The sequence below is a fragment of the Mycolicibacterium arenosum genome (assembly GCF_024320865.1).
Classification (GTDB): domain Bacteria; phylum Actinomycetota; class Actinomycetes; order Mycobacteriales; family Mycobacteriaceae; genus Mycobacterium; species Mycobacterium arenosum.
Map to the genome: position 1 here is coordinate 168,903 of NZ_JANDBD010000014.1, position 24,507 is coordinate 193,409.

The 24,507-nt window shown below is 70.3% G+C and carries 22 protein-coding genes; 6 read left to right on the top strand and 16 right to left on the bottom strand.

All coding sequences use genetic code 11. The features are described 5' to 3' along the window. Positions 1–61 precede the first annotated feature (61 nt). The 15 genes from NM203_RS28550 to NM203_RS28620 form a co-directional block, all read right to left on the bottom strand. Positions 62–802 carry a YggS family pyridoxal phosphate-dependent enzyme gene (locus tag NM203_RS28550; protein ID WP_255064002.1) on the bottom strand — a complete coding sequence of 247 codons (741 nt, stop codon included), beginning with the start codon at positions 800–802 and terminating at the stop codon, positions 62–64. Then, positions 799–1,503, bottom strand: a complete 705-nt coding sequence (gene pgeF, locus NM203_RS28555; protein ID WP_255064004.1) for a peptidoglycan editing factor PgeF — start codon at positions 1,501–1,503, stop codon at positions 799–801. Before pgeF ends, NM203_RS28550 begins: the two co-directional genes overlap by 4 nt. Positions 1,504–1,539: 36 nt before the next feature. Continuing rightward, the gene (ftsZ, locus tag NM203_RS28560) at positions 1,540–2,682 is read right to left on the bottom strand and encodes a cell division protein FtsZ (RefSeq protein WP_255064005.1); all 1,143 of its coding nucleotides are present in this window, start codon (positions 2,680–2,682) and stop codon (positions 1,540–1,542) included. Between the two features lie 140 nt (positions 2,683–2,822). Next, positions 2,823–3,758 (bottom strand): cell division protein FtsQ/DivIB, encoded by a 936-nt coding sequence (locus NM203_RS28565; protein ID WP_255064006.1) that lies wholly within the window; start codon positions 3,756–3,758, stop codon positions 2,823–2,825. Next, the gene (murC, locus tag NM203_RS28570) at positions 3,755–5,179 is read right to left on the bottom strand and encodes a UDP-N-acetylmuramate--L-alanine ligase (RefSeq protein ID WP_255064007.1); all 1,425 of its coding nucleotides are present in this window, start codon (positions 5,177–5,179) and stop codon (positions 3,755–3,757) included. Before murC ends, NM203_RS28565 begins: the two co-directional genes overlap by 4 nt. Then, positions 5,176–6,309 carry an undecaprenyldiphospho-muramoylpentapeptide beta-N-acetylglucosaminyltransferase gene (murG, locus tag NM203_RS28575; RefSeq protein WP_255064008.1) on the bottom strand — a complete coding sequence of 378 codons (1,134 nt, stop codon included), beginning with the start codon at positions 6,307–6,309 and terminating at the stop codon, positions 5,176–5,178. Before murG ends, murC begins: the two co-directional genes overlap by 4 nt. Continuing rightward, a complete protein-coding gene (gene ftsW / locus NM203_RS28580) occupies positions 6,306–7,898 on the bottom strand; it encodes a putative lipid II flippase FtsW (RefSeq protein ID WP_255064013.1) in 1,593 nt (530 codons plus the stop codon). Before ftsW ends, murG begins: the two co-directional genes overlap by 4 nt. Positions 7,899–8,007: 109 nt before the next feature. Further along, the gene (mraY, locus tag NM203_RS28585; protein WP_255064014.1) at positions 8,008–9,087 is read right to left on the bottom strand and encodes a phospho-N-acetylmuramoyl-pentapeptide-transferase; all 1,080 of its coding nucleotides are present in this window, start codon (positions 9,085–9,087) and stop codon (positions 8,008–8,010) included. Further along, positions 9,084–10,562, bottom strand: a complete 1,479-nt coding sequence (locus NM203_RS28590; protein WP_255064018.1) for a UDP-N-acetylmuramoyl-tripeptide--D-alanyl-D-alanine ligase — start codon at positions 10,560–10,562, stop codon at positions 9,084–9,086. The genes mraY and NM203_RS28590 overlap by 4 nt, the downstream gene beginning before the upstream one ends. Further along, positions 10,559–12,088, bottom strand: coding sequence for a UDP-N-acetylmuramoyl-L-alanyl-D-glutamate--2,6-diaminopimelate ligase (locus tag NM203_RS28595; RefSeq protein WP_255064019.1), 1,530 nt, complete (start codon positions 12,086–12,088; stop codon positions 10,559–10,561). Before NM203_RS28595 ends, NM203_RS28590 begins: the two co-directional genes overlap by 4 nt. A 64-nt stretch (positions 12,089–12,152) precedes the next feature. Then, entirely contained in the window at positions 12,153–14,054 is a 1,902-nt protein-coding gene (locus NM203_RS28600) for a peptidoglycan D,D-transpeptidase FtsI family protein (RefSeq protein WP_255064020.1), read from the bottom strand. Continuing rightward, positions 14,051–15,100, bottom strand: coding sequence for a cell division protein FtsL (locus tag NM203_RS28605; protein WP_255064022.1), 1,050 nt, complete (start codon positions 15,098–15,100; stop codon positions 14,051–14,053). The genes NM203_RS28600 and NM203_RS28605 overlap by 4 nt, the downstream gene beginning before the upstream one ends. Beyond that, on the bottom strand, positions 15,100–16,068 hold the full coding sequence (gene rsmH / locus NM203_RS28610) for a 16S rRNA (cytosine(1402)-N(4))-methyltransferase RsmH (RefSeq protein WP_255064057.1): 969 nt from the start codon (positions 16,066–16,068) through the stop codon (positions 15,100–15,102). Before rsmH ends, NM203_RS28605 begins: the two co-directional genes overlap by 1 nt. Before the next feature lie 124 nt (positions 16,069–16,192). Continuing rightward, a complete protein-coding gene (gene mraZ, locus NM203_RS28615) occupies positions 16,193–16,627 on the bottom strand; it encodes a division/cell wall cluster transcriptional repressor MraZ (protein ID WP_255064024.1) in 435 nt (144 codons plus the stop codon). A 337-nt stretch (positions 16,628–16,964) separates the two neighbouring features. Beyond that, positions 16,965–17,375, bottom strand: a complete 411-nt coding sequence (locus tag NM203_RS28620) for an SCO2097 family morphological protein (protein WP_255064025.1) — start codon at positions 17,373–17,375, stop codon at positions 16,965–16,967. Positions 17,376–17,650: 275 nt separating this feature from the next. Between NM203_RS28620 and NM203_RS28625 the strand changes: the two genes are divergently transcribed. The 4 genes from NM203_RS28625 to NM203_RS28640 all read left to right on the top strand — a co-directional run bounded on the left by NM203_RS28625 (position 17,651) and on the right by NM203_RS28640 (position 21,717). Then, positions 17,651–18,241, top strand: a complete 591-nt coding sequence (locus tag NM203_RS28625) for a GNAT family N-acetyltransferase (RefSeq protein ID WP_255064026.1) — start codon at positions 17,651–17,653, stop codon at positions 18,239–18,241. A gap of 18 nt (positions 18,242–18,259) precedes the next feature. Beyond that, entirely contained in the window at positions 18,260–18,979 is a 720-nt protein-coding gene (locus tag NM203_RS28630) for an LppM family (lipo)protein (RefSeq protein ID WP_408633430.1), read from the top strand. A gap of 93 nt (positions 18,980–19,072) precedes the next feature. Further along, on the top strand, positions 19,073–20,170 hold the full coding sequence (gene idsA2, locus NM203_RS28635) for a bifunctional (2E,6E)-farnesyl/geranyl diphosphate synthase (protein ID WP_308212861.1): 1,098 nt from the start codon (positions 19,073–19,075) through the stop codon (positions 20,168–20,170). A gap of 17 nt (positions 20,171–20,187) precedes the next feature. After that, positions 20,188–21,717, top strand: coding sequence for an alpha-(1->6)-mannopyranosyltransferase A (locus NM203_RS28640; RefSeq protein WP_255064028.1), 1,530 nt, complete (start codon positions 20,188–20,190; stop codon positions 21,715–21,717). On the opposite strand, the gene NM203_RS28645 is transcribed toward NM203_RS28640, so the two are convergent. Then, entirely contained in the window at positions 21,711–22,112 is a 402-nt protein-coding gene (locus tag NM203_RS28645; protein ID WP_255064029.1) for an Rv2175c family DNA-binding protein, read from the bottom strand. The two genes, NM203_RS28640 and NM203_RS28645, sit on opposite strands and share 7 nt — an antisense overlap. Positions 22,113–22,135: 23 nt before the next feature. Here NM203_RS28645 and NM203_RS28650 point away from each other — a divergent pair, with 23 nt between their 5' ends. Next, a complete protein-coding gene (locus NM203_RS28650; protein WP_255064030.1) occupies positions 22,136–23,389 on the top strand; it encodes a protein kinase domain-containing protein in 1,254 nt (417 codons plus the stop codon). Between the two features lie 131 nt (positions 23,390–23,520). After that, the coding region (locus NM203_RS28655) for a DUF222 domain-containing protein (protein WP_255064032.1) at positions 23,521–24,507 on the top strand (987 nt) is incomplete at its 3' end.

Sequence of the window (24,507 nt, forward strand, 5' to 3'; positions counted from 1 at the left end):
TGACCCTTCTGATGACCGATTTCGGTGTTGTCTGTGATGAAGATGTGACTGGAGTGACTACTCAGGGTGACGTTAGAGGACGTTGCCCCATCAACGCGGTACCGACACGCACACACGTGGATCCGTGTTGAATCGCCGCCTCGAGGTCGTTCGACATGCCCGCTGACAGCCCCAGACGCTGCGGATACACCGCCTGCAGTCGATCCCGCTCGCGGGCCAACCGCGCGAAGCAGTCGGCGGCGTCGACGCCCAGCGGAGGGATCGCCATCAGCCCGGCGAACCGCAGCGCCTCTGCGCCGTCCGCGGCGGCACACAGTTCGTCGACGGCGGCGGGCGCGGCGATGTCCACTCCCCCTCGCGCCGGGTCGCCGTCGAGGCTCAGTTGGATGTAGACGTGCAGCGGTTCGGGACGCGTGCCGTCGTCGAGGGCCTGCCCGGCGGCCCGGTCCAGCGCGGTGATCAGAGCAACCTTGTCGACGGCGTGCACGGCGTAGGCCCAGCCGGCCACCGCGCGCGCCTTATTGCGCTGCACCCTTCCGATCATGTGCCAGCGAATGGTGTCGTCGGGAAAATGCGCGTTGACTTCCGCCGCTTTATTCGACGCTTCCTGTTCGCGTGATTCCCCGAATGCGGAGCATCCCAATTCGTGCAATTCAATGACATCGGAGGCGGGGAAGAATTTGGTTACCGGGAGCAATTCGATATCCGCCGACGAGCGGCCCGCGGCGGCCGCCGCCGCGTCCACCCTGGCGCGCAGGACCGCCAGCGCCTCGGCGAGTTGCGCTCCGCGTGCGTCGGTCATTCCATCCACACCAACGACGCCAGCCGGCCCGTCGGGGCGCCTCGGCGATGGCTGAAGAGCGCGCGGTCGGCAACCGTGCAGCGCGGGTCGACGTCGATCGCCGTTACCCCCAGATCCGTTAGCTGCCTATGCAATCCGGCGCGCAGGTCCAATCCGGCCGTGCCGCGAGACGTCGTGGTTCGACTGCCGGGCAGGGCGGCTTCGACCTCCGCCGCCATCGCATCGGGCACCTCGTAGTTGGCGCCGCTGACCGCGGGCCCCAGGAGCACCGAGACGTCCGCCGCGTGCGCGCCGTGCCGCTCCATGGTCTCCAGTGCTCGCGCCACGATGCCGTTGGCCGCACCGACGCGGCCGGCGTGCACGGCGGCGATCACTCCGGCGCGCGCATCCGCCATTAATACGGGCACACAATCCGCCGTTACCACCGCGAGTGCCAATCGCGGTTGAACGGTCACCAAACCGTCGGTGTGATCAACCACGGGTCCCGGCCCGTCCACGACGGCCACGTCGGCGCTGTGCACCTGGTTCATCCAGACAACGCGATCCGGTCCGAGCTTCGTCGCGGCGGCGAGGCGCCGCCGGTTGGCCGCGACGGCCTTCGGATCGTCACCGACGTGGTCGCCGAGGTTGAACGTGTCGAACGGTGCCGCGGACACACCACCCGCGCGGGTCGTGGTCACTCGGCGGATACGGACGGTCACAACTGCCAGTATCCCGATGCCCCGAGGTGCCGCGGATCAGTGCCGCATGAACGGCGGCACGTCGACGTCGTCATCGTCGTCACCGCCACCACCGATGCTGACGGTCGCCCCGTTGGTGTGCACCGGCACGCTCGCCGCGTCGACCGACTCGAACACCGACGAGGTCACCTTGCCCGAACGGCCGGGCGTGATGGCGGAACCCGATCCGCCGACGACGGGTTTGCGACTGGGCCCCTGGGCGTCGAAACCCGCGGCGATCACCGTCACCCGCACCTCGTCGCCGAGCGAGTCGTCGATGACCGTGCCGAAGATGATGTTCGCCTCGGGGTGGGCGGCATCCTGAACGAGCGACGCCGCCTCGTTGATCTCGAAGAGTCCGAGGTCGCTACCGCCGGCGACGGAGAGCAGCACACCCTGCGCGCCCTCCATCGACGCTTCGAGGAGCGGCGAGTTGATGGCCGCCTCGGCGGCCTTGAGCGCCCGCCCGTCACCGCGGGCGGCGCCGATCCCCATTAGCGCGGTGCCCGCACCGGACATGACCCCCTTGACGTCGGCGAAGTCGACGTTGATCAGGCCGGGTGTGGTGATCAGGTCGGTGATGCCCTGCACGCCGTTGAGCAGCACCTCGTCGGCGCTGCGGAACGCGTCCATGAGCGACACCGCGGCGTCGCCCATCTGCAGCAGACGATCGTTGGGGATGACGATGAGCGTGTCGCAGCTTTCGCGCAGCGCGGCGATTCCCGACTCGGCCTGATTGGACCGGCGCTTGCCCTCGAAGGAGAACGGACGCGTCACCACACCGACCGTCAGCGCGCCGAGCTTGCGCGCGATGGTGGCCACGACGGGCGCGCCGCCCGTGCCGGTACCACCGCCCTCGCCCGCCGTCACGAACACCATGTCGGCGCCCCGCAGCAGTTCCTCGATGTCGTCCTTGGCGTCCTCGGCGGCCTTGCGACCCACCTCGGGGTCCGCGCCGGCGCCGAGGCCGCGCGTCGAGTCGCGCCCGACGTCGAGCTTGACGTCGGCGTCGCTCATCAACAGCGCCTGAGCGTCGGTGTTGATGGCGATGAACTCAACGCCCTTGAGCCCCTGCTCGATCATGCGGTTGACGGCGTTGACTCCGCCACCACCGATGCCGACCACCTTGATGACGGCGAGATAGTTGTGTGGGGGTGTCATTGACGTCTTCCTCCCGGGTGCCAAACCCTAAACCTCAACCATAGGCTTAGAGTTATGTCAAGTAGTTCCGCGCAACACGAACGGTAGGGCGAGGAACCGACTCGTCCGTGCAGGCGCGCCGAAAGCTCGCGGAATTTTCTCTACTTGACGGTCGGCAGATCCGGGCTGGAGACGTCGTAGGTCCGCCCCGGCTGCGTGAGCAGCGCACCGAGCGTCATCGCCTTGTCGTCGGTGCGGTCGGTAGTGCCCCAGATCACCTCGCGACCGTCGTTGAGCGTCAACGTGATCGCCGCGACCGACGGCGCGGCGATCCGGCTCACCTGGCCTGCGACCTCCGGACTCAGTGCCGTCAGTACCTGCAGCGCCGCCTTCGTCGGATCGTCGTTCGGGCCCGGCGCCTCCGCGTCGAGATACGGCAGCCCCGGTGGCGGCGGCGCCGTCGCGAAGTCGACGCCGTCGCGGTCGAACAGGTGCGGGCCGTCCGGATAGTCCTTGACCACCAGCGGAATCCGTTCGGCCACCGTGATCCGCAGCGTCGAGGGGTACTCGCGCTGCACCCTCGCGCTGGCGATCCGGCGGATCGTCGCGACGCGCTCGGCGACGGCATCGGTGTCCACCTGCAGCAGCGGTGTGCCCGGCGCCACCGCGGCGGCCTGCTCCACCTCCTGCTGCGTGACCGCGCCGAGTCCCGTGATGACGGTGGAGCGCACCGACATGATGGGCGTGAAGTACAGCACCAGCCCGAGACCGACCACCACGATGCTGATCCCGGTGGTCCACAGAAGCACCTTCAGCCCTCGGATGAGGCCGCGCGCAGGCGGTTTCGCGGGTACCCCCACGCGGCCGTCGACCTTCCGCTTCGCCGCGCGCCGCGCCTCCTCGATCGCGGTCGCCCGCGCCTGCGCCGCCCTGCGCTCCTCGCGTTCGCGCCGGGCCCGCCTGCGCGGGCCCTCGAAATCCTCGGCGTCGCCGTCGGCAGCGGGCGGGGCTTCGGGCTCGGCCGGCTCCGGTCCGGATTCGACTGCCGGCGGGGGCTCGGTGTCCGGCTTCGGTTCGGCGTCCGTCGGCTCCGTCACGGCGCGCGCGTCCGGTCCTGCACCGCCGCCAGAATCTCCCGGCCCAGCAGCGTCACGTCACCCGCCCCCATCGTCGCAACCACGTCACCGGGACGCACCGCCGACGCCACCCGGCCCGCGACGGCCGAGAAGTCCGGCACGTAATGCACGGGCACGGTGACGTGGTCGGCCACCGACGCACCGCTGATCCCCGCGATCGGCTGCTCGCGCGCGGCGTACACGTCCAGCACGAAGACCTCGTCGGCGTGCGAAAGCGCCTCGCCGAACTCGCGGGCGAACGTCTCCGTACGCGAGTACAGATGCGGCTGGAACACCACGATCGACCGGCCCTCCCCCGCAACCGCCCGCAGCGCCTCGAGGTTCACCCTGACCTCCGTCGGATGGTGCGCGTAGTCGTCGAAGACCCGCACCCCGGAGGCCGTTCCGACCGCTTCGAATCTGCGCCGCGTCCCCTCGAAGCCGGCGAGGGCGTCGAGGACCGAATCGACGTCCGCGCCCGCCTCGACGGCGGCCAGCGTGGCGCCGAGCGCGTTGAGCGCCATGTGCCTGCCCGGAACCGCGAGCCGCACCCCGCGCGGAAGATCGTCGGCCGCGAGCTGGATCGTCGCCACCCCACCGGTGCCCTGCTGCTCCCAATCAATCAGCGCCCCAGCAAGATTCGCGTCCTGACCGCTACCGTATCGCAGCACCCGCACGCCCCGCTCGGCTGACCGCGCCGCCAGTGCGGCAGCGCCGGGGTCGTCGGTACACACCACCAGCGCACCGCCGGGCCGAAGTCGGCCGACGAACTCGTCGAAGATCGCCGCGTACGCCTCCTCGGTGCCGAAGAAGTCGAGGTGATCCGCCTCCACGTTCGTGACCACCGCGACGTCGGGCGAGTACTCCAACAGCGATCCGTCGCTCTCGTCTGCCTCCGCCACGAAGTGGGACCCGCTGCCGTGATGGGCGTTGGTGCCCGCCTGCCCCAGATCGCCGCCGACCGCGAAGGACGGATCGAAACCACTGCGCTGCAACGCGACCACGATCATCGACGTCGTCGTCGTCTTGCCGTGCGTCCCGCTCACCATCACCGTGGTGTAGCCGGCCATCAGCTTGGCCAGCACGACGGGCCGCATGATCACCGGTATGCCCCGACGCCGGGCCTCCACCAACTCCGGGTTGTCCTGCGGGATGGCGGCTTGCGTGCTCACCACGACGGTGGGGCCGCCCGGTAACTCGTCGAGCGCCGCGGGGTCGTGGCCGATGCGGATCGTCGCACCGCGAGCGCGCAGCGCGGCGACCCCGCGGGACTCCTTGGCGTCCGAACCCGACACCTGTCCGCCGCGGTCCAGCAGGATCCGCGCAATCCCCGACATTCCGGCACCGCCGATGCCGACCATGTGCACCCGCTCGAGGTCGGGGGGCAGCGGCTGAGCGCTCATCGGCCGACCCTCCTGAACTCCTGCGCCACGGCGAGCGCCACCCTGGCCACCTGCTGGGCGGCATCGCGATGGCCCGCCAGCGCGGCGGCGGCCGTCATCGCCGCCAGCCTGCCGTCGTCGACGAGCAGCTCGCCCACCGTGCTCGCGATGAACGCCGGGGTGAGGTCGGCGTCGGCGACGAGCAGTCCCCCGCCTGCTCTCACCACGGGCAGTGCGTTGAGCCGCTGCTCGCCGTTGCCGATCGGCAGCGGTACGTACACCGCGGGCAGGCCGACGGCCGTCACCTCGGCGACCGTCATCGCCCCGGACCGGCAGATCGCCAGGTCGGCTGCGGCGTAGGCCAGATCCATTCGGCTGAGGTACGGCACCGCCACGTACGGCGGATCGCCGGGTGCCGGGTCGCGCAGCTCCAGCGTGTTCTTCGGACCGTGGGCGTGCAGTACCGAGACACCTGCGGCGGCAAGGTCTTTCGCCGCGCCCGCCATGGCCCGGTTCAGCGACTGCGCACCCTGCGAACCGCCGAACACCAGCAGCACGCGGGCGTCGTCGGCGAACCCGAAGTGGGCCCGCGCCTCAGCGCGCAGCGCCGCCCGGTCCAGCGAGGTGATGGTGTCCCGCACCGGTACGCCCACCACCTCGACGTGACGCAGACCCGGATTCGGCACCGCGGACAGCACACGCTGCGCCGACCGGGCGCCGACTCGGTTCGCCCAGCCCGCGCTGGCGTTGGCCTCGTGCACGACGACCGGGACGCGGCGATGACGCGACCACGCGACGCTGCGCGCGGCGAGATAGGCGGGCAGCGCGACGTAGCCGCCGAATCCGATCACCACGTCGGCCTCGACGCCGTCGAGCACGGCCCTGGTCTGCCGCACGGCCCGGCGCACCCTCGCGGGCAACCGCACCAGGTCGGCGGACGGCTTGCGGGGCAGCGGCACCGGCGTGATCAGCTCGAGGTCGTACCCGCGTTCGGGCACCAGCCGGGTTTCGAGCCCGCGCTGGGTGCCGAGGGCCGTGATGCGCACGCTCGGGTCGATAGCCACCAGAGCATCGGCCACGGCCATCGCAGGCTCGACGTGACCTGCAGTGCCGCCGCCCGCGAGGACGACGGAGAAGCGGGGGCTAGTCACCCGTGACGTTGACCTTCCAGTGGTCGAGCCCGTCGGCTCGGTTGGCGCTGACGGCCTCCATGATGCCCTGAGCGCCTATCCGACCGATCGGCCGCCTGGGCCGTTGCGCGCCTGTCGCTGCGCGGCGGCTGGCGTTTGGGTTCCGGCTTCGGCTTGGCCTTGGCCTTCGCCTTGGCCTTGGCCTTGGTCTTGGTCTTCGGGGCGGCCTTGGTCTTAGGGGCGGCCTTCCCCGGCTTGCCCGCCTGCTTCCCCGGCCTGCTGCGCAACCGGTCGCGGGCGGACTCCAGCCGCGTCGGGGCGTACGGCTCGGGCAGCGGCAGCCGCAGCAACCGGTTCACGGTGTCCTCGCGGCCCGCCCGCAGGGCGGCGATCGCCTCGGGTTCGTGTCGCGCGGCGTTGGTGATGATCCCCAGCACCAGAAGTGTCGTCGCCGTCGAGGTTCCGCCCGCGGAGATCAGCGGCAGCTGCAGTCCGGTCACCGGCAGCAGGCCGACGACGTAACCGACGTTGATGAAGGCCTGTCCGAGGATCCACAGCGTGGCGGTCGCGGTCAGCAGCCGCAGGAACGGGTCGGCCGAGCGACGTGCGATGCGCATGCCGGTGTAGGCGAACAGTCCGAACAGGCCGAGCAGACCGGCGGCGCCCACGAAGCCGAGTTCCTCGCCGATGATCGCGAAGATGAAGTCGTTGTGCGCGTTGGGCAGGTAGTTCCACTTCGCCGTGCCCTGTCCCAACCCGTCCCCGAAGAAGCCGCCGTTGGCCAGTGCGAACCGGGCCTGCTTGGCCTGATAGCCCGAGCCCTGGGCGTCCGCCATGGGGTCCAGCCACGACGACACCCGAGCCGAGCGGTAGCCCTCCGACACCGCCAGCACGGCAGCCGAGGCCACCACCGCGAGCAGCGAGCTGACGAACACCTTCAGCGGCAGACCGGCGTACCACAGCAGGCCGAGCAGGATGATGCCGAGCGACACGGTCTGACCGAGGTCGGGCTGCAGCACGATGAGCGTGAGCGCCACCACCGCGGCGGGCACCAGCGGGAACAGCAACTCGCGCAGCGACGCCCGTTCCAGGCGGCGGGTGGCCAGTAGGTGCGCACCCCAGATCGCGAACGCGATCTTGGCCAGTTCCGAGGGCTGCATGGACAGGCCCGCCACCACGAACCAGCCGCGGGAACCGTTGGCCAGGGTGCCGATCCCCGGGATCAGCACCAGGATAAGCAGCACGATCGTGAACGCGAAGCCGGGGAACGCCAGCCTGCGCATGAGGTTGACCGGCATGCGCAGTGCCACGTAGAAGGCGAGCAGGCCGACCACGGTCCACAGCACCTGCTTGGCGAAGATGATCCACGGCGAGCCGTCGTCGTCGTAGGACCGCACGCCCGACGCCGACAGCACCATGACGAGGCCGAGCGTGGTGAGCAGTGCGGTGACAGCGATGATCAGGTGAAACGAGGTCATGGGCCGGCCGAGCCACGCACCGAAGCGGGTCCGGGGCTCCTTGACCGCCTTGACCGCCTCGGACGACCCCGTGGCGGGCGCGGCGTCGGGGGCGGACCGACGCAGACGCAAGCGGCCGAGAAGGGCCTTCACGCGCTGATCTCCCGCGCCGCCCCAACTGTCCCTTGCACCCCAGAATCCTCCCCCGTCACTCTCGTAACACGGGGCACATCCGGGCGCGTGTCGCGAAACCGGCGTGGAGTCAGGCTCCGACGGCCGCCAGCCACTCGCTGTAGAAGAGTGCGACGCCGAGCCCGCACGCGATGGCCGTGAGCAGCCAGAACCGGATGATCACCGTCGTCTCGGCCCAACCCACCAACTCGAAGTGGTGATGGAACGGCGCCATCCGGAACACCCGTCGGCCCGTCGTCCGGAACGCCAGGATCTGCACCACCACCGACGTGACCTCGGCGACGAACAGCGCGCCGAGCACGACCGCCAGCGTCTCGGTACGGCTGGTCACCGACAGCCCGGCGATGATGCCGCCCAGCGCCAGCGACCCGGTGTCGCCCATGAAGATCTTGGCGGGCGCGGCGTTCCACCACAGGAAGCCGATGCACGCGCCCGCGGTGGCCGCCGCGACGAGGGCCAGGTCGAGCGGATCGCGCACGTTGTAGCAGCCGAGGCCCGGCGAGGTCGCGCACGCGTTGCGGAACTGCCAGAACGTGATCAGCACGTACGCCGCCGTGACCATCGCCATCGCGCCGGCCGCCAGCCCGTCGAGACCGTCGGTGAAGTTCACCGCGTTCGACCACGCGCTGACGATCACGACGCAGAACAGCACGAAGACCGCGGGTGCGAGCGTCACCGTGGCGATCTCGCGCACGTAGGACAGCTCGGTGCTGCCCGGCGTCAGCCCGTCGGCGTTGGCGAACTGCAGCACCAGCACGCCGAACACCACGGCGGCGGCCAGCTGACCGACCGTCTTGGCCGTCTTGTTCAGGCCGAGGTTGCGCGAGCGGCGGATCTTGATGAGGTCGTCGAGGAACCCGACCGCGCCGAGCGCGGTGGCCAGGCCCAGCACCAGCAGCCCCGACGCCGACGGACCCGTGCCGTTCAGCGCGAGGCCGACGAGGTGGGTGCCCAGATAGCCGGCCCACATGCCCGCGATGATCGCCACCCCGCCCATCGACGGCGTGCCGCGCTTCTTGTGATGGCTCGGGGGCCCGTCCTCGCGGATCTCGTGGCCGAAGCCCTGCCGGGTGAACAACCGGATCAGCATCGGCGTGACGAGTATCGAGACCGCCAGTGCGAGGGCGACGGCGATCAGAATCTGTTTCATCGCAGCTCCGCCAACGCGTCGGCCAGCGCGCCGAGACCCGCCGAGTTCGACGCCTTCACCAGCACGACGTCACCGGGGCCCACCTCGGCGCGCAGCAGGTCGAGTGCGGCGTCGGCGTCGGCGACCACGACGGCCTCGCTGCCCCACGACCCCTCCATCACCGCCCCGTGATGCATGGCGCTCATGGACCTCCCGGTTCCGACGACGACGAGCCGAGACACATCTAAGCGCACGGCCAGTCGACCGATGCTGTCATGTTCGGCGATAGCGTCGTCGCCCAACTCGGCCATCTCCCCCAGCACCGCCCAGCTCCGCCGCTTCGGCTCGGTTGACGACGCCATCCACGCCAGCGCCTTCAGACCCGCCCGCATGGAGTCCGGGTTGGCGTTGTACGCGTCGTTCACCACGGTCACGCCGTCCGCGCGGGTGTGCACCTGCATGCGGTGTCGCGACACCGGACCCGCGCCCTCGAGCGCCGTCACGACCTGGTCCGGGGTGGCCCCGCACTCCAACGCGACCGCCGCCGCACACAGCGCGTTGGACACCTGGTGGTCACCGTGCACCGCGAGCGCCACGTCGACGGCGGTGGTGCCGGCGTGCAGCGTGAACCGGGGCCGGGCCAGCTCGTCGAGGCCGACGTCACCGGCCCACACGTCCGCCGACGGCGACCGGCCGACCCGCACCACGCGTGCCGACGTCTTCTCGGCCATGGCGGCCACCACCGCGTCGTCGGCGTTCAGCACCACCACGCCGGATGCCGGAACCGCTTGCACCAGTTCGGCTTTCGTTGTGGCGATCGCCTCCCTGGAGCCGAACTCGCCGAGGTGCGCGGTGCCGACGTTGAGGACGACGCCGATCGACGGCGGCGCGATGGCGGCGAGCGCGGCGATGTTGCCGGGATGGCGCGCCGACAGTTCGAGGATCAGATAGTCGGTGTCGGCGGTCGCGCGCAGCACCGTCCACGGATGGCCCAACTCGTTGTTGAACGACCCCGGCGGGGCGATCACCTCACCCAGCGGTGCGAGCACCGCGGCGAGGAGGTCCTTCGTCGACGTCTTCCCCGACGAGCCCGTGACGCCGACGATCGTCAGCCCGCCCGCCACCAGCTCCTCGGCGACGGCGGCCGCGAGGCGAGCGAGCGCCTGCAGCACCGCGGCACCCGAGCCGTCGACGTCGTGCTCGAGCACGCTGGCACCGGCGTCCGCCGCGCCCACCGGTTCGACCACGATCGCGGGCACCCCGACCGGTCGCGCCGCCAACACCGCCACCGCACCCGCGGCCACCGCACCGGCCGCGTGGTCGTGGCCGTCGGAGCGCGCGCCGGGCAGCGCCAGGAACAGCCCACCTGGCGTAACCGCGCGCGAGTCGAACTCGACGGTGCCGGTCACCCGGATCTCGGCGGCGGCCGCCGCCGAGACGTCGACGAGTTCCCCGCCGACGATCTCGGCGATCCGGGCCAGGGTCAGGTCGATCACGTGTGCGTCCTCAGGGCTTGCAGCGCGTGCACCAACTCCGTGCGGTCGTCGAAGGGGCGCGTCCGCCCGCGGCTGGTCTGGCCGATTTCGTGCCCCTTACCCGCGATCAGCACGGTGTCGCCGGGAGCTGCCCAGCCGACGGCGTAGTCGATGGCCGCGCGCCGGTCGCCCACCTCGACGATCTCGGCGGCGGCGGGCACGCCGGCCGCGCCCGCCATGATCGCGGCTCTGATGTCGGCCGGTTCCTCGTCGCGGGGGTTGTCGTCGGTGACGACGACGAGGTCGGCGAGTTCGGCGGCGACGGCGCCCATCGGCTCGCGCTTGCCCTGGTCGCGGTTTCCACCCGCCCCGAACACCACCGCGATCCTGCCGGGGGCCTGATCGCGCAGCGTCTCGAGCACCGCCCGCAGCGCACCCGGTTTGTGCGCGTAGTCCACTACGGCGAGGAAGTCCTGCCCGGCGTCGACCGGTTCGAGCCGGCCGGGCACCGCCGCCGCGCGCAGACCCGGTGCCGCCTGCTCGGGCGAGACGCCGACGGCGTCGAGCAGCGCCACGGCCAGCAGCGCGTTGGCGACGTTGTAGTGCCCCGGCAGGGCGATCCGCAGTGCGTGCTGCACCCCGGCGGCGTCGACCGCGGTGAACTCCTGGCCCGCCCGCGCCACGGTCCGCACGTCGCGGACCGTCCAGTCGGCCGCCGCCCCGGCGGCGCTGACGGTCGTGGGCCGGTGTGCCCGGTCCGCGATGGTCCGGCCCGCATCGTCGTCGACCACGACGACCGACGCCTCGGCGTGCGTGGCGGAAGCGGGGTCGAACAGTTTGGCCTTGGCGTCCAGGTAGTCCCGCATCGTCGGATGGAAGTCGAGGTGGTCGCGCGACAGGTTGGTGAACCCGCCGACGGCGAAGCGCACCGCGTCGACGCGGCCCAGGGTCAGCGCGTGGCTGGACACCTCCATGACGACGGTGTCCACGCCGCGTTCGAGCATCACCGCCAGCAGGGCCTGCAGGTCGGGCGCTTCCGGGGTGGTGAGCGCGCTGGGTTCGTCGCGCCCGTCGATGCGGATGCCGATGGTGCCGATCAGGCCCGCCACCCGCCCCGCGGCGCGCAGACCCGCTTCGACGAGATAGGTCGTCGTCGTCTTTCCGGAGGTCCCGGTGACCCCGATGACGCGCAACTGCTGCGACGGGTTCCCGTAGACGGTGGCCGCCACCTCACCGAGCACCGCCCGCGGCGACGGATGGACGACCACGGGCACGCTCGGGTCGGCGGGCAGCGTCTGCGCCCCGTCGGCGTCGGTGAGCACCGCCACCGCGCCGCGCTGCACCGCGTCGGCGGCGAACTGGACACCGTGAGTCGATGAACCGGGGAGCGCGGCGAACAGGTCGCCCGGCTGAACGTCCTGGCTGCGCAGCGTCACTCCCGTGACGTGCACGCCGGCGGTGCCCGCACCAGGCGCTGCGTGCGCCCCCACCCTTTCGGCCAACGGCGCGAGGGCGACACCCGAGGGGTGCGAGGGACGCAACTTCATGGCCCTGACACAGTACCGGCCCGGCTCGGGGTCGGCGGCGCACGACTCCTCGCGCAAGCCCTCGTCAGCTCTGCAGGACCAGCGGCGGGCCGGGGTCCGGCGACAGCGGCACGTTCTCGCGCTGCAGCAGCCAGGAGTTGATGTTGTGCACCAGCGGGGCCGCGGTCGTGCCCGGCGAGCCGTCGGCCGTGCGATGCGGGTTGTCCATCATCACGCCGACGACGTAGCGGGGATCGTTCGTCGGAGCCATGCTGGCGAAGGTGATCCAGTACACGTCGTCGTAGTAGCAGCCGCAGCCCGGATTGATCTGCTGCGCGGTGCCGGTCTTGCCCGCGATCTGGTAGCCCTCGACCGCAGCCCCCGAGCCGGTGCCCTGCTGTTCGCCACGCGGATCGCGTTGCAGCGTCGCGCGCAACATGTTCCGCACGGTCTGCGCCGTCTGCGCGGAGACCACCCGAACCCCTTCGGGCCGCGGTTCCTCCACGATGCTGCCGTCGGACGTCGTGGTCGACTTGATGATCCGCGGCGGGATGCGCACACCGTCGTTGGCGATGGCCTGGTACATGCCGGCCATCTGCAGCAGCGTCATCGACAGGCCCTGGCCGATCGGCAGGTTGGCGAACGAGCTGCCCGACCACTGGTCGATCGGCGGCACCAGGCCCGCGCTCTCGCCGGGCAGGCCGACGCCCGTGCGCTGACCAAGCCCGAACTTGTCGAGCATCTTGGCGTAGGCCTCCGGCCCGATCCGCTGCGCGAGCATCAGCGTCCCCACGTTCGACGACTTCCCGAAGATGCCCGTGGTGGTGTACCCCGTCGTGCCGTGGTCCCAGGCGTCCTTCACGGTGACGCCGCCCATGTCGATCGAACCGGGCACCTGCAGCACCTCGTCGGGGTTGGTCAGCCCCATCTCGATGGCGGTCGACGCGGTGATGATCTTGTTCACCGAACCCGGCTCGAACGGTGAGGTCACCGAGAGGTTGCCCAGTTCACGATCTTCCTGACGTCCGATGTCCTGCGACGGGTCGAACGTGTTGTTGTTCGACATGGCGAGGACCTCACCGGTTTTCGCGTCCAGCACCACCGCGGACACGGTTTTCGCGCCGGAGAGTTCCTTGGCCTGCTGCACCTGCTGCTGGACGTAGAACTGGATGTCGTCGTCGATGGTCAGGGCGATGGTCGCCCCGTCGACGGCGTCGTGCCGGTTGCGGTAGCTGCCGGGGATGACGACACCGTCGGAGCCGCGGTCGTAGGTGACCGAGCCGTCGGTACCCGCCAGCTTGGCGTCGAGCGAGTCCTCCAGGCCGAGCAGGCCGTGCCCGTCCCAGTCGATGCCGCCGACGATGTTGGCGGCCAGCGATCCACCGGGGTACTGCCGGATGTCCTGCCGCTCGGCACCGACTTCGGGGTACTTGGAGATGATGGCATCGGAGATCGTCGGATCGACGGCGCGAGCGAGGTAGACGAACGAGTCCTTGCCGCTGAGCTTCTTGAGCAGCGTCTGGGCGTCGGGCTTGTTGTTCAGCAGGCCGGCCACTCCGGTCGCGATCTCCTTCAGCCGCTGCGGCGGGTCCGGCGCGTCGGAGTCGGTCGCCTTCGCCTCGGCCAGCTGCTTCTGGACGCGGGTGGGCTGGAACGTCAGCGCGCGCGCCTCGATGGTGAAGGCCAGCTTGTCGTTGTTGCGGTCGACGATGCTGCCGCGGACCGCGGCGTCGACGTCGGTGACCTTGAGCTGACCCGCCGCTTCGGCGCGCAGCCCCGCCGCCCGCGGCCCCTGGAGGTTGAACAGCTGCGCGGCGGCGACCACCAGCACCAGCGCGATGACGATGTTGCCGGTCCGGTGCCGGAACGCGAACGACGACGTGCGTGTGCCCTCCTCGGCTGACGACGTCCGAGTGCGGCGGGCTCGCGCCGAATGTGGTTGCGTGACGACGGTTTTCGAGGGCGGGCGGATCTGCTTGCGGCTCACGCGGGTGCTCCCAGCACCGCTTCCGGTATGCCGGGGGGCGGACCGGGCAGCGGGCCGGGTAGCGGCCGGGTGTCGGGCAGCGCCGCGGTGTGCTGCGGGCCGGCAGCCAGGGGCGCGACGGCGACGGGCACCTCGGGCGCCGCACCGGGCGCAGGCACCGCGGGAGCGGGCGCGGCGGGAGCGGCCACGACGACGTCGGTGCTCGGCGGCGCCGGAATCGGGGCCGGCACTGCCGGAACCGGTGCCGCTGGGGCGCCGGGGACCGGGGCGGCGACCATGACCTCCGGGTTGGGCGGTAGCGCCTGGGTCGGCACGCGCACGGCGATCTCGCGGGGATCGATCACGCGGGGTGCGGGCGGGGGCGGCGGCGCGGGCTTCGTGGGCTCCGGCAGCGGCGTGTTCAACGGCGGCGGGGACACGCCCTCGGCGGGCTTCGGCGTGCCCACCACCATCCAGCCGCCCGCCGCGTCCTGCACCAGGTGCGCGGTGTCGCGCGACGGAATCATGCCGAGCTCGCGGGCGGACTCCGCGAGCGCGGGGGCGGCCTGGGCTTCCAGCACCTGACGCTCGAGCGCGTCCTTCTGCTGCATCAGGGCGCGATTGGTTTCGCGGGCGTGGCCCAGCTGGTAGGACCGTTCGGCGGCGTCGGTGGACAGCCACAGCGTCACACCGAGCCCGAGGCCGAGTGCGCCGATCACCAGCACCACGAAGGGCACCCTGGTGACGAAGCGCCGCGGGTCGAGGTCGATGGACGACAGCTTGATCAGCAGTCGCTCCCGCAGCGGAGGCCGAACAACCTTGGGCGCCTTGGCCTTACGGGCCTTGGCGCGCGCCTTGGCCTGCGCGGCGTTCTTCGGCCGCGCCGGCGCGTCGGTGGGCCGGGCGATCGGACCGGTGGGCGGCGCCGAGCGGACCGGCCGCTGCTCCCGAGTGGGCTTGCGGCGCCGTGCCGGGGCTTCGGAAGACCGCCGCGCTGGCGCACCGCCCTCGGGGTGGTGGCGCCGTCGGTCGCTGCCTGCGCGTGCCTTCTCAGTCCGCTTGGCCATTACGACACTTCCCTTCTCTGGAGGGCGCGCAGCCGAACCGATGCGCTGCGGGGGTTGAGATCCTGTTCTTCCGCGGTCGCCTTCTCGGCGCCGCGCGTAAGCGGCACGAACTCGGATTCGTGGCCGGGCAGTTCGACTGGCAGCCCCTCCGGCGTGCGGGAGGCGGTCGCCGCCGTGAACGCGGCCTTGACGATCTTGTCCTCGAGCGACTGGTAGGACATGACGACGATGCGGCCGCCCGCCGCCAGCGCGTCGAGCGCGGCCGGAATCGCGGTGCGCAACGATTCGAGTTCGGCGTTCACCGCGGTGCGCAGCGCCTGGAACGTCCGCTTGGCGGGATGGCCCCCGGTGCGCCGCGCCGGCGCCGGGATCGCCGCGTAGAGCAGCTCGACGAGTTCACCCGTCGTCTCGAACGGCTTCTGCTGCCTGCGGCGCACGATCTCGCCCGCGATGCGGGAGGCGAAGCGCTCCTCGCCGAAGTCGCGGAGCACCGCGGTGAGGGCCCGCTTGTCGTAGGTGTTGAGGATGCCGGCGGCCGTCAGCGGTGCGTCGGGATCCATCCGCATGTCGAGCGGGGCGTCCTTGGAGTAGGAGAAACCGCGCTCGGCCCGGTCGAGCTGCATCGAGGAGACCCCGAGGTCGAACAGCGCGCCGTCGATCTGCGAGGTGCGCTGATCCCAGTAGCCGTCGTAGCGGGTGCGGACGAACGTCACGCGGTCGCCGAACGGGGCGAGCCGCTCCCCCGCGATGGCGAGCGCGGTGGGGTCGCGGTCGAGTCCGACGAGGTGCAGGGCGGGCAGGTCGGTGAGGAACCGCTCGGCGTGCCCGCCCGCTCCGAGCGTCGCGTCGACGAGGACGGCGCCCGCGCCGTCGGGACTGCGCCGGGTCAGCGCGGGGGTCAGCAGTTCGACGCAGCGGTCGAGGAGGACGGGGACGTGCGGGACGGAATCATCGGCGGGTGGGGGCATCGCGGGTGCCTCGATCGACAGGAGTGCCCCTGCAGCGAGGTCCCTGCCCGAGTGAACGAACCTGACGTCGGGGAAGTACGCCAGGGCCGGTTCGGGCAGAGGCCACGCTGCAAGGGCACCGGGGCTAAATGAGGTCGTGGAGAGCTTCATCGGAGGCTGCTGAGAAGTTCTCTTCGTGGGTGTCCTGGTAGTCCTGCCAGGCCTGGGCGTCCCAGATCTCGAGGAACTTGAAGTTGCCGATCACCACGCACTCCTTGACGAGGTTGGCGTAGCGCCGGTGATCGACCGAGAGCGTGATCCGTCCCTGAGCGTCGGGATGTTGCTCGTCGGTGGCCGCAGCCAGGTTGCGCAGATAGGCGCGGGCCTCCGGGTTCCCGCGCTGAGCCTTCTCGTACTTCTCGGTGATCATCGTTTCGAACTCGACCCGCGGATACACGGCGAGGCTGTGGTCTTGGCTCTTGGTGACCATCAATCCCCCTGCCAGTGCGTCGCGGAACTTCGCGGGCAGCGTGAGCCGCCCCTTGTCGTCGAGCTTGGGCGTGTAGGTGCCGAGAAACATCCCGAACACCTCCGTGCACTTCTCGCTTCGCAGAACCCCTTCGCTCCGCTGACCGCCACTTTACCCCACAATCCCCCACTCAGCTCCATTCACTGGCAAAAAGTCGCCACCGGCACCCACTTCGTGCCACAACGGCGTCGACGAACCGGGAAACGGGCTGCCTGCAGACGCCGCATCAACGGAAAAAACCCAGGTCGGACGATCGAAGGTCCGGGGTGGGGCGCAGTGGGGGGTGAAACCTCAGCGCGCCGGCACCCGACCCGTGCTCGGCGTGTCGCTGCGCAAAGAAAAACGGGGCAGCCCCGAAAGGGCTACCCCGCGAACCGGACGGTGCCGGTCACTCCTCGAAACGACGGCGGAAACGGTCTTCCATGCGACTGGTGAACGAACCGCTGGAACCGCCCTTGCCGCCCTTCTTCGGACGCGCTCCGCCGGCGTCACCGCCCGCCTGCTCGCGCCCGCCGGCGACCCTGGGACCGGTGATGGCGAAGACGACGCCGCCGAACATCACCACGAAGCCGACGATGCTGACGACGAGGAAGAAGTGACTGACGCTGGTGTACAGCGGAATACCGGCGACGAGAAGCGCGAGTCCGACCGCGAACAGCAGACCGCCCTGGATCCGGCGCCGTGCCGAAGGTGCCCGCAGAGTGCCGCCACGAACACTCGAGGCGAATTTCGGGTCCTCGGCATAGAGCGCGCTCTCGATCTGGTCGAGCATTCGCTGCTCATGATCGGAGAGTGGCATGCGTGCCTCCCTTGCCTGACCCCGCACGTCCGCGGCCGTCTGAACTGTTCAACGATGTTTCTGCCCGCATTCACGGACAACTAACTGCCATGATACGAGGTCAATCTGACGCGTACCACCTTGTTCGACGCTCGATTGTATGACGTTGGCCGCTCGACGCGATCCACCGCGTCGGCGATGCTGTGCCAACCGGATAATGGCGTCTATCTTCGCGGCCCCGTCGGCCCCCCGGCCACAGGACCGCAACGCACCGAGCGCGCGAAGGGCACCCTAGGTTGTCGACGTTTCTGATCGACCTGTCGCCGAGCGACATGCACTCCCGGCTGGCCAGCGCGCTTGCGATCTACGTCGACGCCATGCGGTATCCGCGGGGCACCGAGGAGCAGCGCGCGTCCATGTGGATCGAGCACACCCGGCGGATGGGGTGGAAGGCCGTGGCCGCCGTCGAGACCACCGACTCGACCCCCGACCCCGAGGCTCTGAGCAGCGCCAGGATGCTCGGCGTCGCGTACGGCTACGCAGGGGCGCCCGACCAGTGGTGGCAGCAGCAGGTCGTGTCGGGTCTGCAGCGGGGCGGCACCCGCGACGAGGACATCAGAGCGCTGATGACCAGCTACTTCGAGCTCACCGAGCTGCACATCGAACCGAACGCGCAGGGCCGTGGGCTCGGGGAGGCGCTGGCCCGGCGACTGCTCGCCGACCGCACCGAGGCGCACGTGCTGCTGTCCACCCCCGAAATCAACGGCGAGGCCAACCGGGCGTGGCGGCTGTACCGCAGGCTGGGGTTCACCGACGTGATCCGCGGTTACCACTTCGCCGGAGATCCACGGCCGTTCGCGATCCTCGGCCGGTCCCTGCCGCTGTAGGTCGCGACTTCTGGCACGATGACGCAGGTGACGGTGACATGGTCCTCGCGCGAGCGTTCGTCCGCCCGTACCCGTGTCCGCCGCGTCGTGGCCCTCGGGCTGGTGGCGCTCATCGTTCCGCTGGCCGCGGGCTGCGTCCGGGTGCGCGCCTCGATCACGGTGTCCCCCGACGACCGGGTCTCCGGTCAGCTGGTCGCGGCGGCCATCCCGCGCGATGCCGACGACAAGGGTCCGCAGCTGCTCAACTCGCTGCCGTTCAGCCAGAAGGTGTCGGTGTCGAGCTACGAGCGCGACGACTACGTCGGCTCCCAGGCGGTGTTCTCCGACCTGACGTTCGCCGAGTTGCCGCAGCTGGCCAACATGAATCGGGATGCCGCGGGCGTCGACATCTCACTGCGCCGCGCCGGGGATCTGGTGATTCTGGAGGGTCGCGTCGACCTGACGTCGCTCAGCGACCCCGAGGCCGACGTATCGCTGTCGGTGTCGTTCCCCGGTGACGTGACGTCGACGAACGGCGACCAGGTCTCGTCGGATGTCGTCGAGTGGAAACTCAAGCCCGGCGTCGTCAGCACGATGAACGCGTCGGCGAAGTACACCGACCCGAGCGCCCGCTCGTTCACCGGAGCGGCCATCTGGCTGGGCCTCGGCGCGTTCCTGGTGGCGAGTGTGATCGGCGGCGTCGCATGGCTGAGCCGGGACCGCTCACCCGTGCTGGCGAACCCGCACGATCAGCGCTGACTTGCTACGAGCACTTCGTCAGGCTCTACTCTGAGTGCACTCGGGGGTAGTGAAAGGGGCAGCCGACTGAGCACCAGCGAGGAGCGCAGCGGGATCGCGCTCGACCCAGCTGCAGCGGCACCGTCGGCTGGCGAGCTGACCGGAGCCGTCACCGAGCAACTTCGTCGATACCTCGAGGAACGTCGTGCCGACGCCGCCTACATCGGCGCCGACTACGCGGAGATGACCGCCGCCCTCCAGGAGTTCGTGTTGCGCGGCGGCAAGCGGCTGCGCCCGGCCTTCGCCTACTGGGGCTGGCGGGCCGTGGCCCCCGCGGACGCAGTGGCCGGCGACGACGTCCTTCGACTGTTCGCCGCCCTCGAGATGCTGCACGCCTGTGCGCTGGTGCACGACGACGTCATCGACGCGTCGGCCACGCGGCGCGGCCTGCCGACCGTGCACCGCCTCTTCGCCGACAAGCACCGAAGCCGCGAGTGGCACGGCTCAGCGGAGCAGTTCGGCCTGTCCGCCGCGATCCTGCTCGGCGATCTCTCGCTGGTGTGGGCCGACGACATCATCGCGACCACCGACCTGTCCGTCGACGCGCGTCAGCGGGTGCAGCGCGTGTGGTCGGACATCCGCACCGAGGTGCTCGGCGGTCAGTACCTCGATATCGCGGCCGAGGCCAGCGGCGCCGACTCCGTGACGTCGGCCATGACGGTGAACACCTACAAGACGGCGTCCTACACGGTGTCGCGCCCCCTGCAGTTCGGTGCAGCCGCGGCGGCCGACCGGCCCGACGTGCAACGCATCTTCCACGATCTCGGCACCGACCTCGGGATCGCGTTCCAGCTGCGCGACGACGTGCTCGGAGTGTTCGGGGATCCCGCCGTGACCGGTAAGCCCTCCGGCGACGACCTGCGCTCCGGCAAGCGCACCGTGCTGCTCGCCGAGGCGGTCGAACGCGCCGACGCATCCGATCCGGTGGCGGCCAAGCTGCTGCGCACGTCCATCGGCACCGACCTGACCGACGCCCACGTCCGCGAGCTCTGCCAGGTCATCGAGTCGGTCGGCGCGCTGGCGGCGGTCGAGGACCGCATCGCGATGCTGACTCGCCGCGCGCTCGAGGCCCTGAACGCCGCACCAGTCGATGTGAACGCCAAGATCGGTCTCGCCGAACTCGGCAGATTGGCCTCCCACCGGTCCGCCTGAGAAGCCTGAAGACGACGATGCCGACCTCACTGGACGACCCCAAACCCGGCCCCGCTCAACGCTTGCGCACGCTGCGTGAGTTCGCCACCTCCGACGAGGGCAGGCCGGCCCTTCTCGGGTTCCTCGGGGCCTGCCTCATCACCGTCGGCGGACTCGGCGCGGGCAGCACCCGGCTGCACGATCCGCTGCTGGAGTCACTGCACCTGTCCTGGCTGCGGTTCGGCCACGGCCTGGTGCTGTCGTCGATCCTGCTCTGGTCCGGCGTCGCCGTCATGCTGTTCGCGTGGCTGTGGCTGGGCCGGCGGGTGATCGGCGGCAAGGCCACCGAGTATCAGATGATCGCGACGACCGGCTTCTGGCTGGCGCCGTTGCTGCTGAGTGTCCCGGTGTTCAGTCGCGACACCTACTCCTACCTGGCGCAGGGCGCCCTCCTTCGGGACGGCTTCGACCCGTACGTCGTCGGGCCCATCGAGAACGACATCCCGTTGCTGGACAACGTGAGTCCGATCTGGACGACGACGACGGCGCCCTACGGACCCGCCTTCATCCTGGTGGCGAAGTTCGTCACCAACATCGTCGGCAACGACGTCATCGCGGGCACGTTCCTGTTGCGGCTGTGCATGCTGCCGGGGCTGGTCATGCTCATCTGGGCGGCCCCCCGCGTCGCTCGCCACATCGGTGCCAACGGCGCTGCCGCGCTGTGGATCTGCGTGCTGAACCCGCTGGTGATCATCCACCTCATGGGTGGGGTGCACAACGAGATGCTGATGGTCGGCCTGATGATGGCCGCGATCGCGCTGACGGTCGCCAACCGGCCCGCCTGGGGGGTGGTCCTGATCGCGATCGCCGTGGCGGTCAAGGCGACCGCGGTGCTCGCGCTGCCGTTCATGGTGTGGATGTGGATGCACCGACTACGCGACCGCCGCGATCTGGGTTCGGTCCGCGCGTTCGCGATCGCCACGGCGGCATCGGTCGGGATCTTCGTCGTGGTGTTCGCCGTCGTGTCCTGGCTGGCCGGGGTCGGCCTCGGATGGCTTACAGCACTGGCGGGTTCGGTCAAGATCATCAACTGGCTGACGGTGCCGACCGCGATCGCGAACCTGGTGAACGCCGTCGGCGGCCTGTTCCTCCCCGTCAGCTTCTACGCCGTGCTCGAGATCACGCGCATCGCGGGCATCGCCATCATCGCGATAGCACTCCCCTTGATCTGGTGGCGTTTTCGGCACGACGACCGCGAGGCCCTCACCGGCATCGCCCTGGCGATGCTGGTCGTCGTGCTGTTCGTGCCCGCCGCCCTGCCGTGGTACTACACCTGGCCGCTGGCGATCCTGTCGGCGCTGGCGCAGAGCAGACCCGCGATCGCACTGATCGCGGGTTTCTCGACGTGGATCATGGTGATCTTCAAACCCGACGGGTCGCACGGCATGTACTCCTGGGTGCACGTACTACTCGCCACGGGATGCGCTGTCGCGGCGTGGTATTCGCTGGCGAAACGCCCGCTGCCCGACGAGGTCGGTCACCCGACCACGACGGCGAGCGGTCAGTAGGCCATCGCCTGGGCGCGCCGGAGCACCTCGCGGGCCTGATGCGAGTGCAGGGCGTCGACCGGACGCGCGTTCGAGGTGCGTTCGGCCGATCCGTCGCGGGTGATGGTCAGCGACGGATCGGGCGTGAAGAGCCAGCGCACGATCTCGGTCTCGTGGTAGCCGCCGTCGTGCAGCACCACCAGGAGGCCCGGCAGGGCCTTCACGACGCGTCCGTCGTCGAAGAACGCCGTCGGCACCACCACCACGCCCTTGCGACGCACCGCGATGAGGTGCCCTTCGCGCAGGTGCTGGTGCACCTTGGTGATCGGAACTCGAAGCATCGAGGCGACGGTGGGCAGGTCGTAGACGGCCTCATCGGGATCGAGTACGTCCTCGGCGGCGGGAATGCTGCTCATCGGTGCAAGTCTAAGATGCAGGCGTGGAAAGCAGCCAACAATCGGACACGCTTTTGGGAGCCGTGCTCGATGGGCGCTACCGCGTTGAGGACCTGATCGCGACCGGCGGCATGTCCACCGTGTACCGCGGACTCGACCTCCGGTTGGATCGTCCCGTCGCGTTGAAGGTGATGGACACGCGGTATTCGGGCGATCAGCAGTTCCTCACCCGATTCCAGCGCGAGGCCCGCGCCGTCGCGCGGCTCAAGGATCCCGGCCTGGTGGCGGTGTACGACCAGGGTGACGGAGGTCCCGGTGGCAGGCCCGCTTATCTGGTCATGGAACTCGTCGAGGGCGGCACGTTGCGGGAACTGCTCCGCGAGCGCGGCCCCATGCCGCCGCACGCCGTAGCCGCGGTCCTGGGGCCCGTCCTCAGCGGCCTGGCCGTCGCACACCGGGCCGGGCTGGTGCACCGCGACATCAAGCCGGAGAACGTGTTGATCTCCGACGACGGCGAGGTCAAGATCGCCGACTTCGGCCTGGTGCGTGCCGTCGCCGACGCCAAGATCACCTCGACGAGCGTCATTCTGGGAACGGCGGCGTACCTCTCGCCGGAGCAGGTGGGCACCGGTGACACCAGCCCGCGCAGCGACGTGTACGGGGTGGGCGTGCTCGCCTATGAACTGCTCACCGGGACAACGCCGTTCACCGGCGACACCGCGCTGGCGATCGCCTATCAGCGGATGGACAACGACGTGCCCGCTCCGAGCGCGGCGATCGCCGGCGTGCCACCGCAGTTCGACGAACTGGTGGCGACCGCGTGCGCACGCAACCCTGCCGACCGCTACGCCGACGCCCAGGACATGGCCGCCGAGCTGGACGCGATCTCCGAGGAACTCGGGCTTCCCGCGTTTCGCGTTCCGGCACCGCGCAATTCGGCCCAGCACAACGCGTCCGCGGCCTATCACAGCAGGATGATCGAGGCGCGCACCACTGCGGCCACCCCGGATCGGCCCGCCCCTCCCCCGATCCTGCCGCCGAAAAACCCACCACCGCAACAACAGCCACCGGCACGGCCGCCATTGCTGCAGCAGACGCGAGAGTTCGCCCTCGACCTCGACGACGTGCCTGCCGCGCCCGCCGACCAGTTCGCCGGCATCGAGATCGCCGAGTTCGAGTGGGCACGGCAGCGCAACCGGCGCACGCTGCTGCTGTGGGTGCTGGCGATCCTGACGCTCACGGGCCTGGTGGCCGCGGGGGCGTGGAGCCTGGGCAGCAACCTGCCGGGTCTGCTGTAGATCCCGTTCGCCTAGCACAGGACTCTGACACGAATCGTGTTGCGGGCCTAAGTCATCCACAGTCCGGGTTTCATCCACAGGTCGAATGTGCACCGTGGCGACAAGGGTTCGGTTTCCGGATAATCGAACGTATGAGCGAGGCGTTTCGGGATCCGGCGGGGATGGACGATGCCGCGCTGAACCTCGCGATCACCGGCTACGCCCGCGCCGAGGCCGCGACCTCCGGGCATCGGATGGCTGCGATCGCCGAACTGGTCGACCGGCGGCTGGGTACCGAGTTGGCGCTCTCGCGGGAACGCTCGGCCTGCGACGCCTGGGACTGCTGTGCCGCCGAGATCGCCGCCGACCTGATCGTCAGCCACCGCACGGCCTCGGGGTTGATGTACCAGGCCCTGGACCTACGCGACCGGATCCCCCTGACCGGGGACCTGCTGCGCCTCGGCGACATCACCCTGAAGGTGGCGGCCACCGCGTCGTGGCGCACCCAACTGATCGTCGACCCCGACGCGCTGGCGCGGGTGGACGCCGACCTCGCCGCGGTGGCGACCCGGTGGGGCGGCTACTCCGAGCAGAAACTCGCCGATGCGATCGACGCCGCGATCGAGCGCCACGACCCGGATGCGGTGCGCCGGTTCCGGACCGCGCAGCGCTCGTTGAACATCGCGTTCGGCAAACCCGACGACGCCACCGGCACCCGATCCATCTACGGACGGGTCAGTGCGGTGGACGCCGAGCTGACCGACCGCCGCCTCGACGCCATGGCGACATCGGTGTGTCCCGAGGATCCGCGCACCCACGGCGAGCGTCGCGTGGCCGCCCACGGGATCATCAACGCCGGCGGCGACCACCTGCCGTGCCTGTGCGGATCGGACGACTGCCCCGCCACCGGGCCCGACGCCCGCGGCCGCCACTTCGAGATCCTCGTCCTCACCGACAACCCCAACCCCACCGACGGCCCGGCACCCTCGGCACCCGACGACCCGGATGACGGGCCGGACGACGTGCCGCGCTACGACCCGGACTACGACTGGGAACACCACTGGACCGACGAAGCGCCACCCGAGGATGCCGAGGCGCCCGAACCACCACCCGAGGACGAGGAATCCGCGCCCGAACAA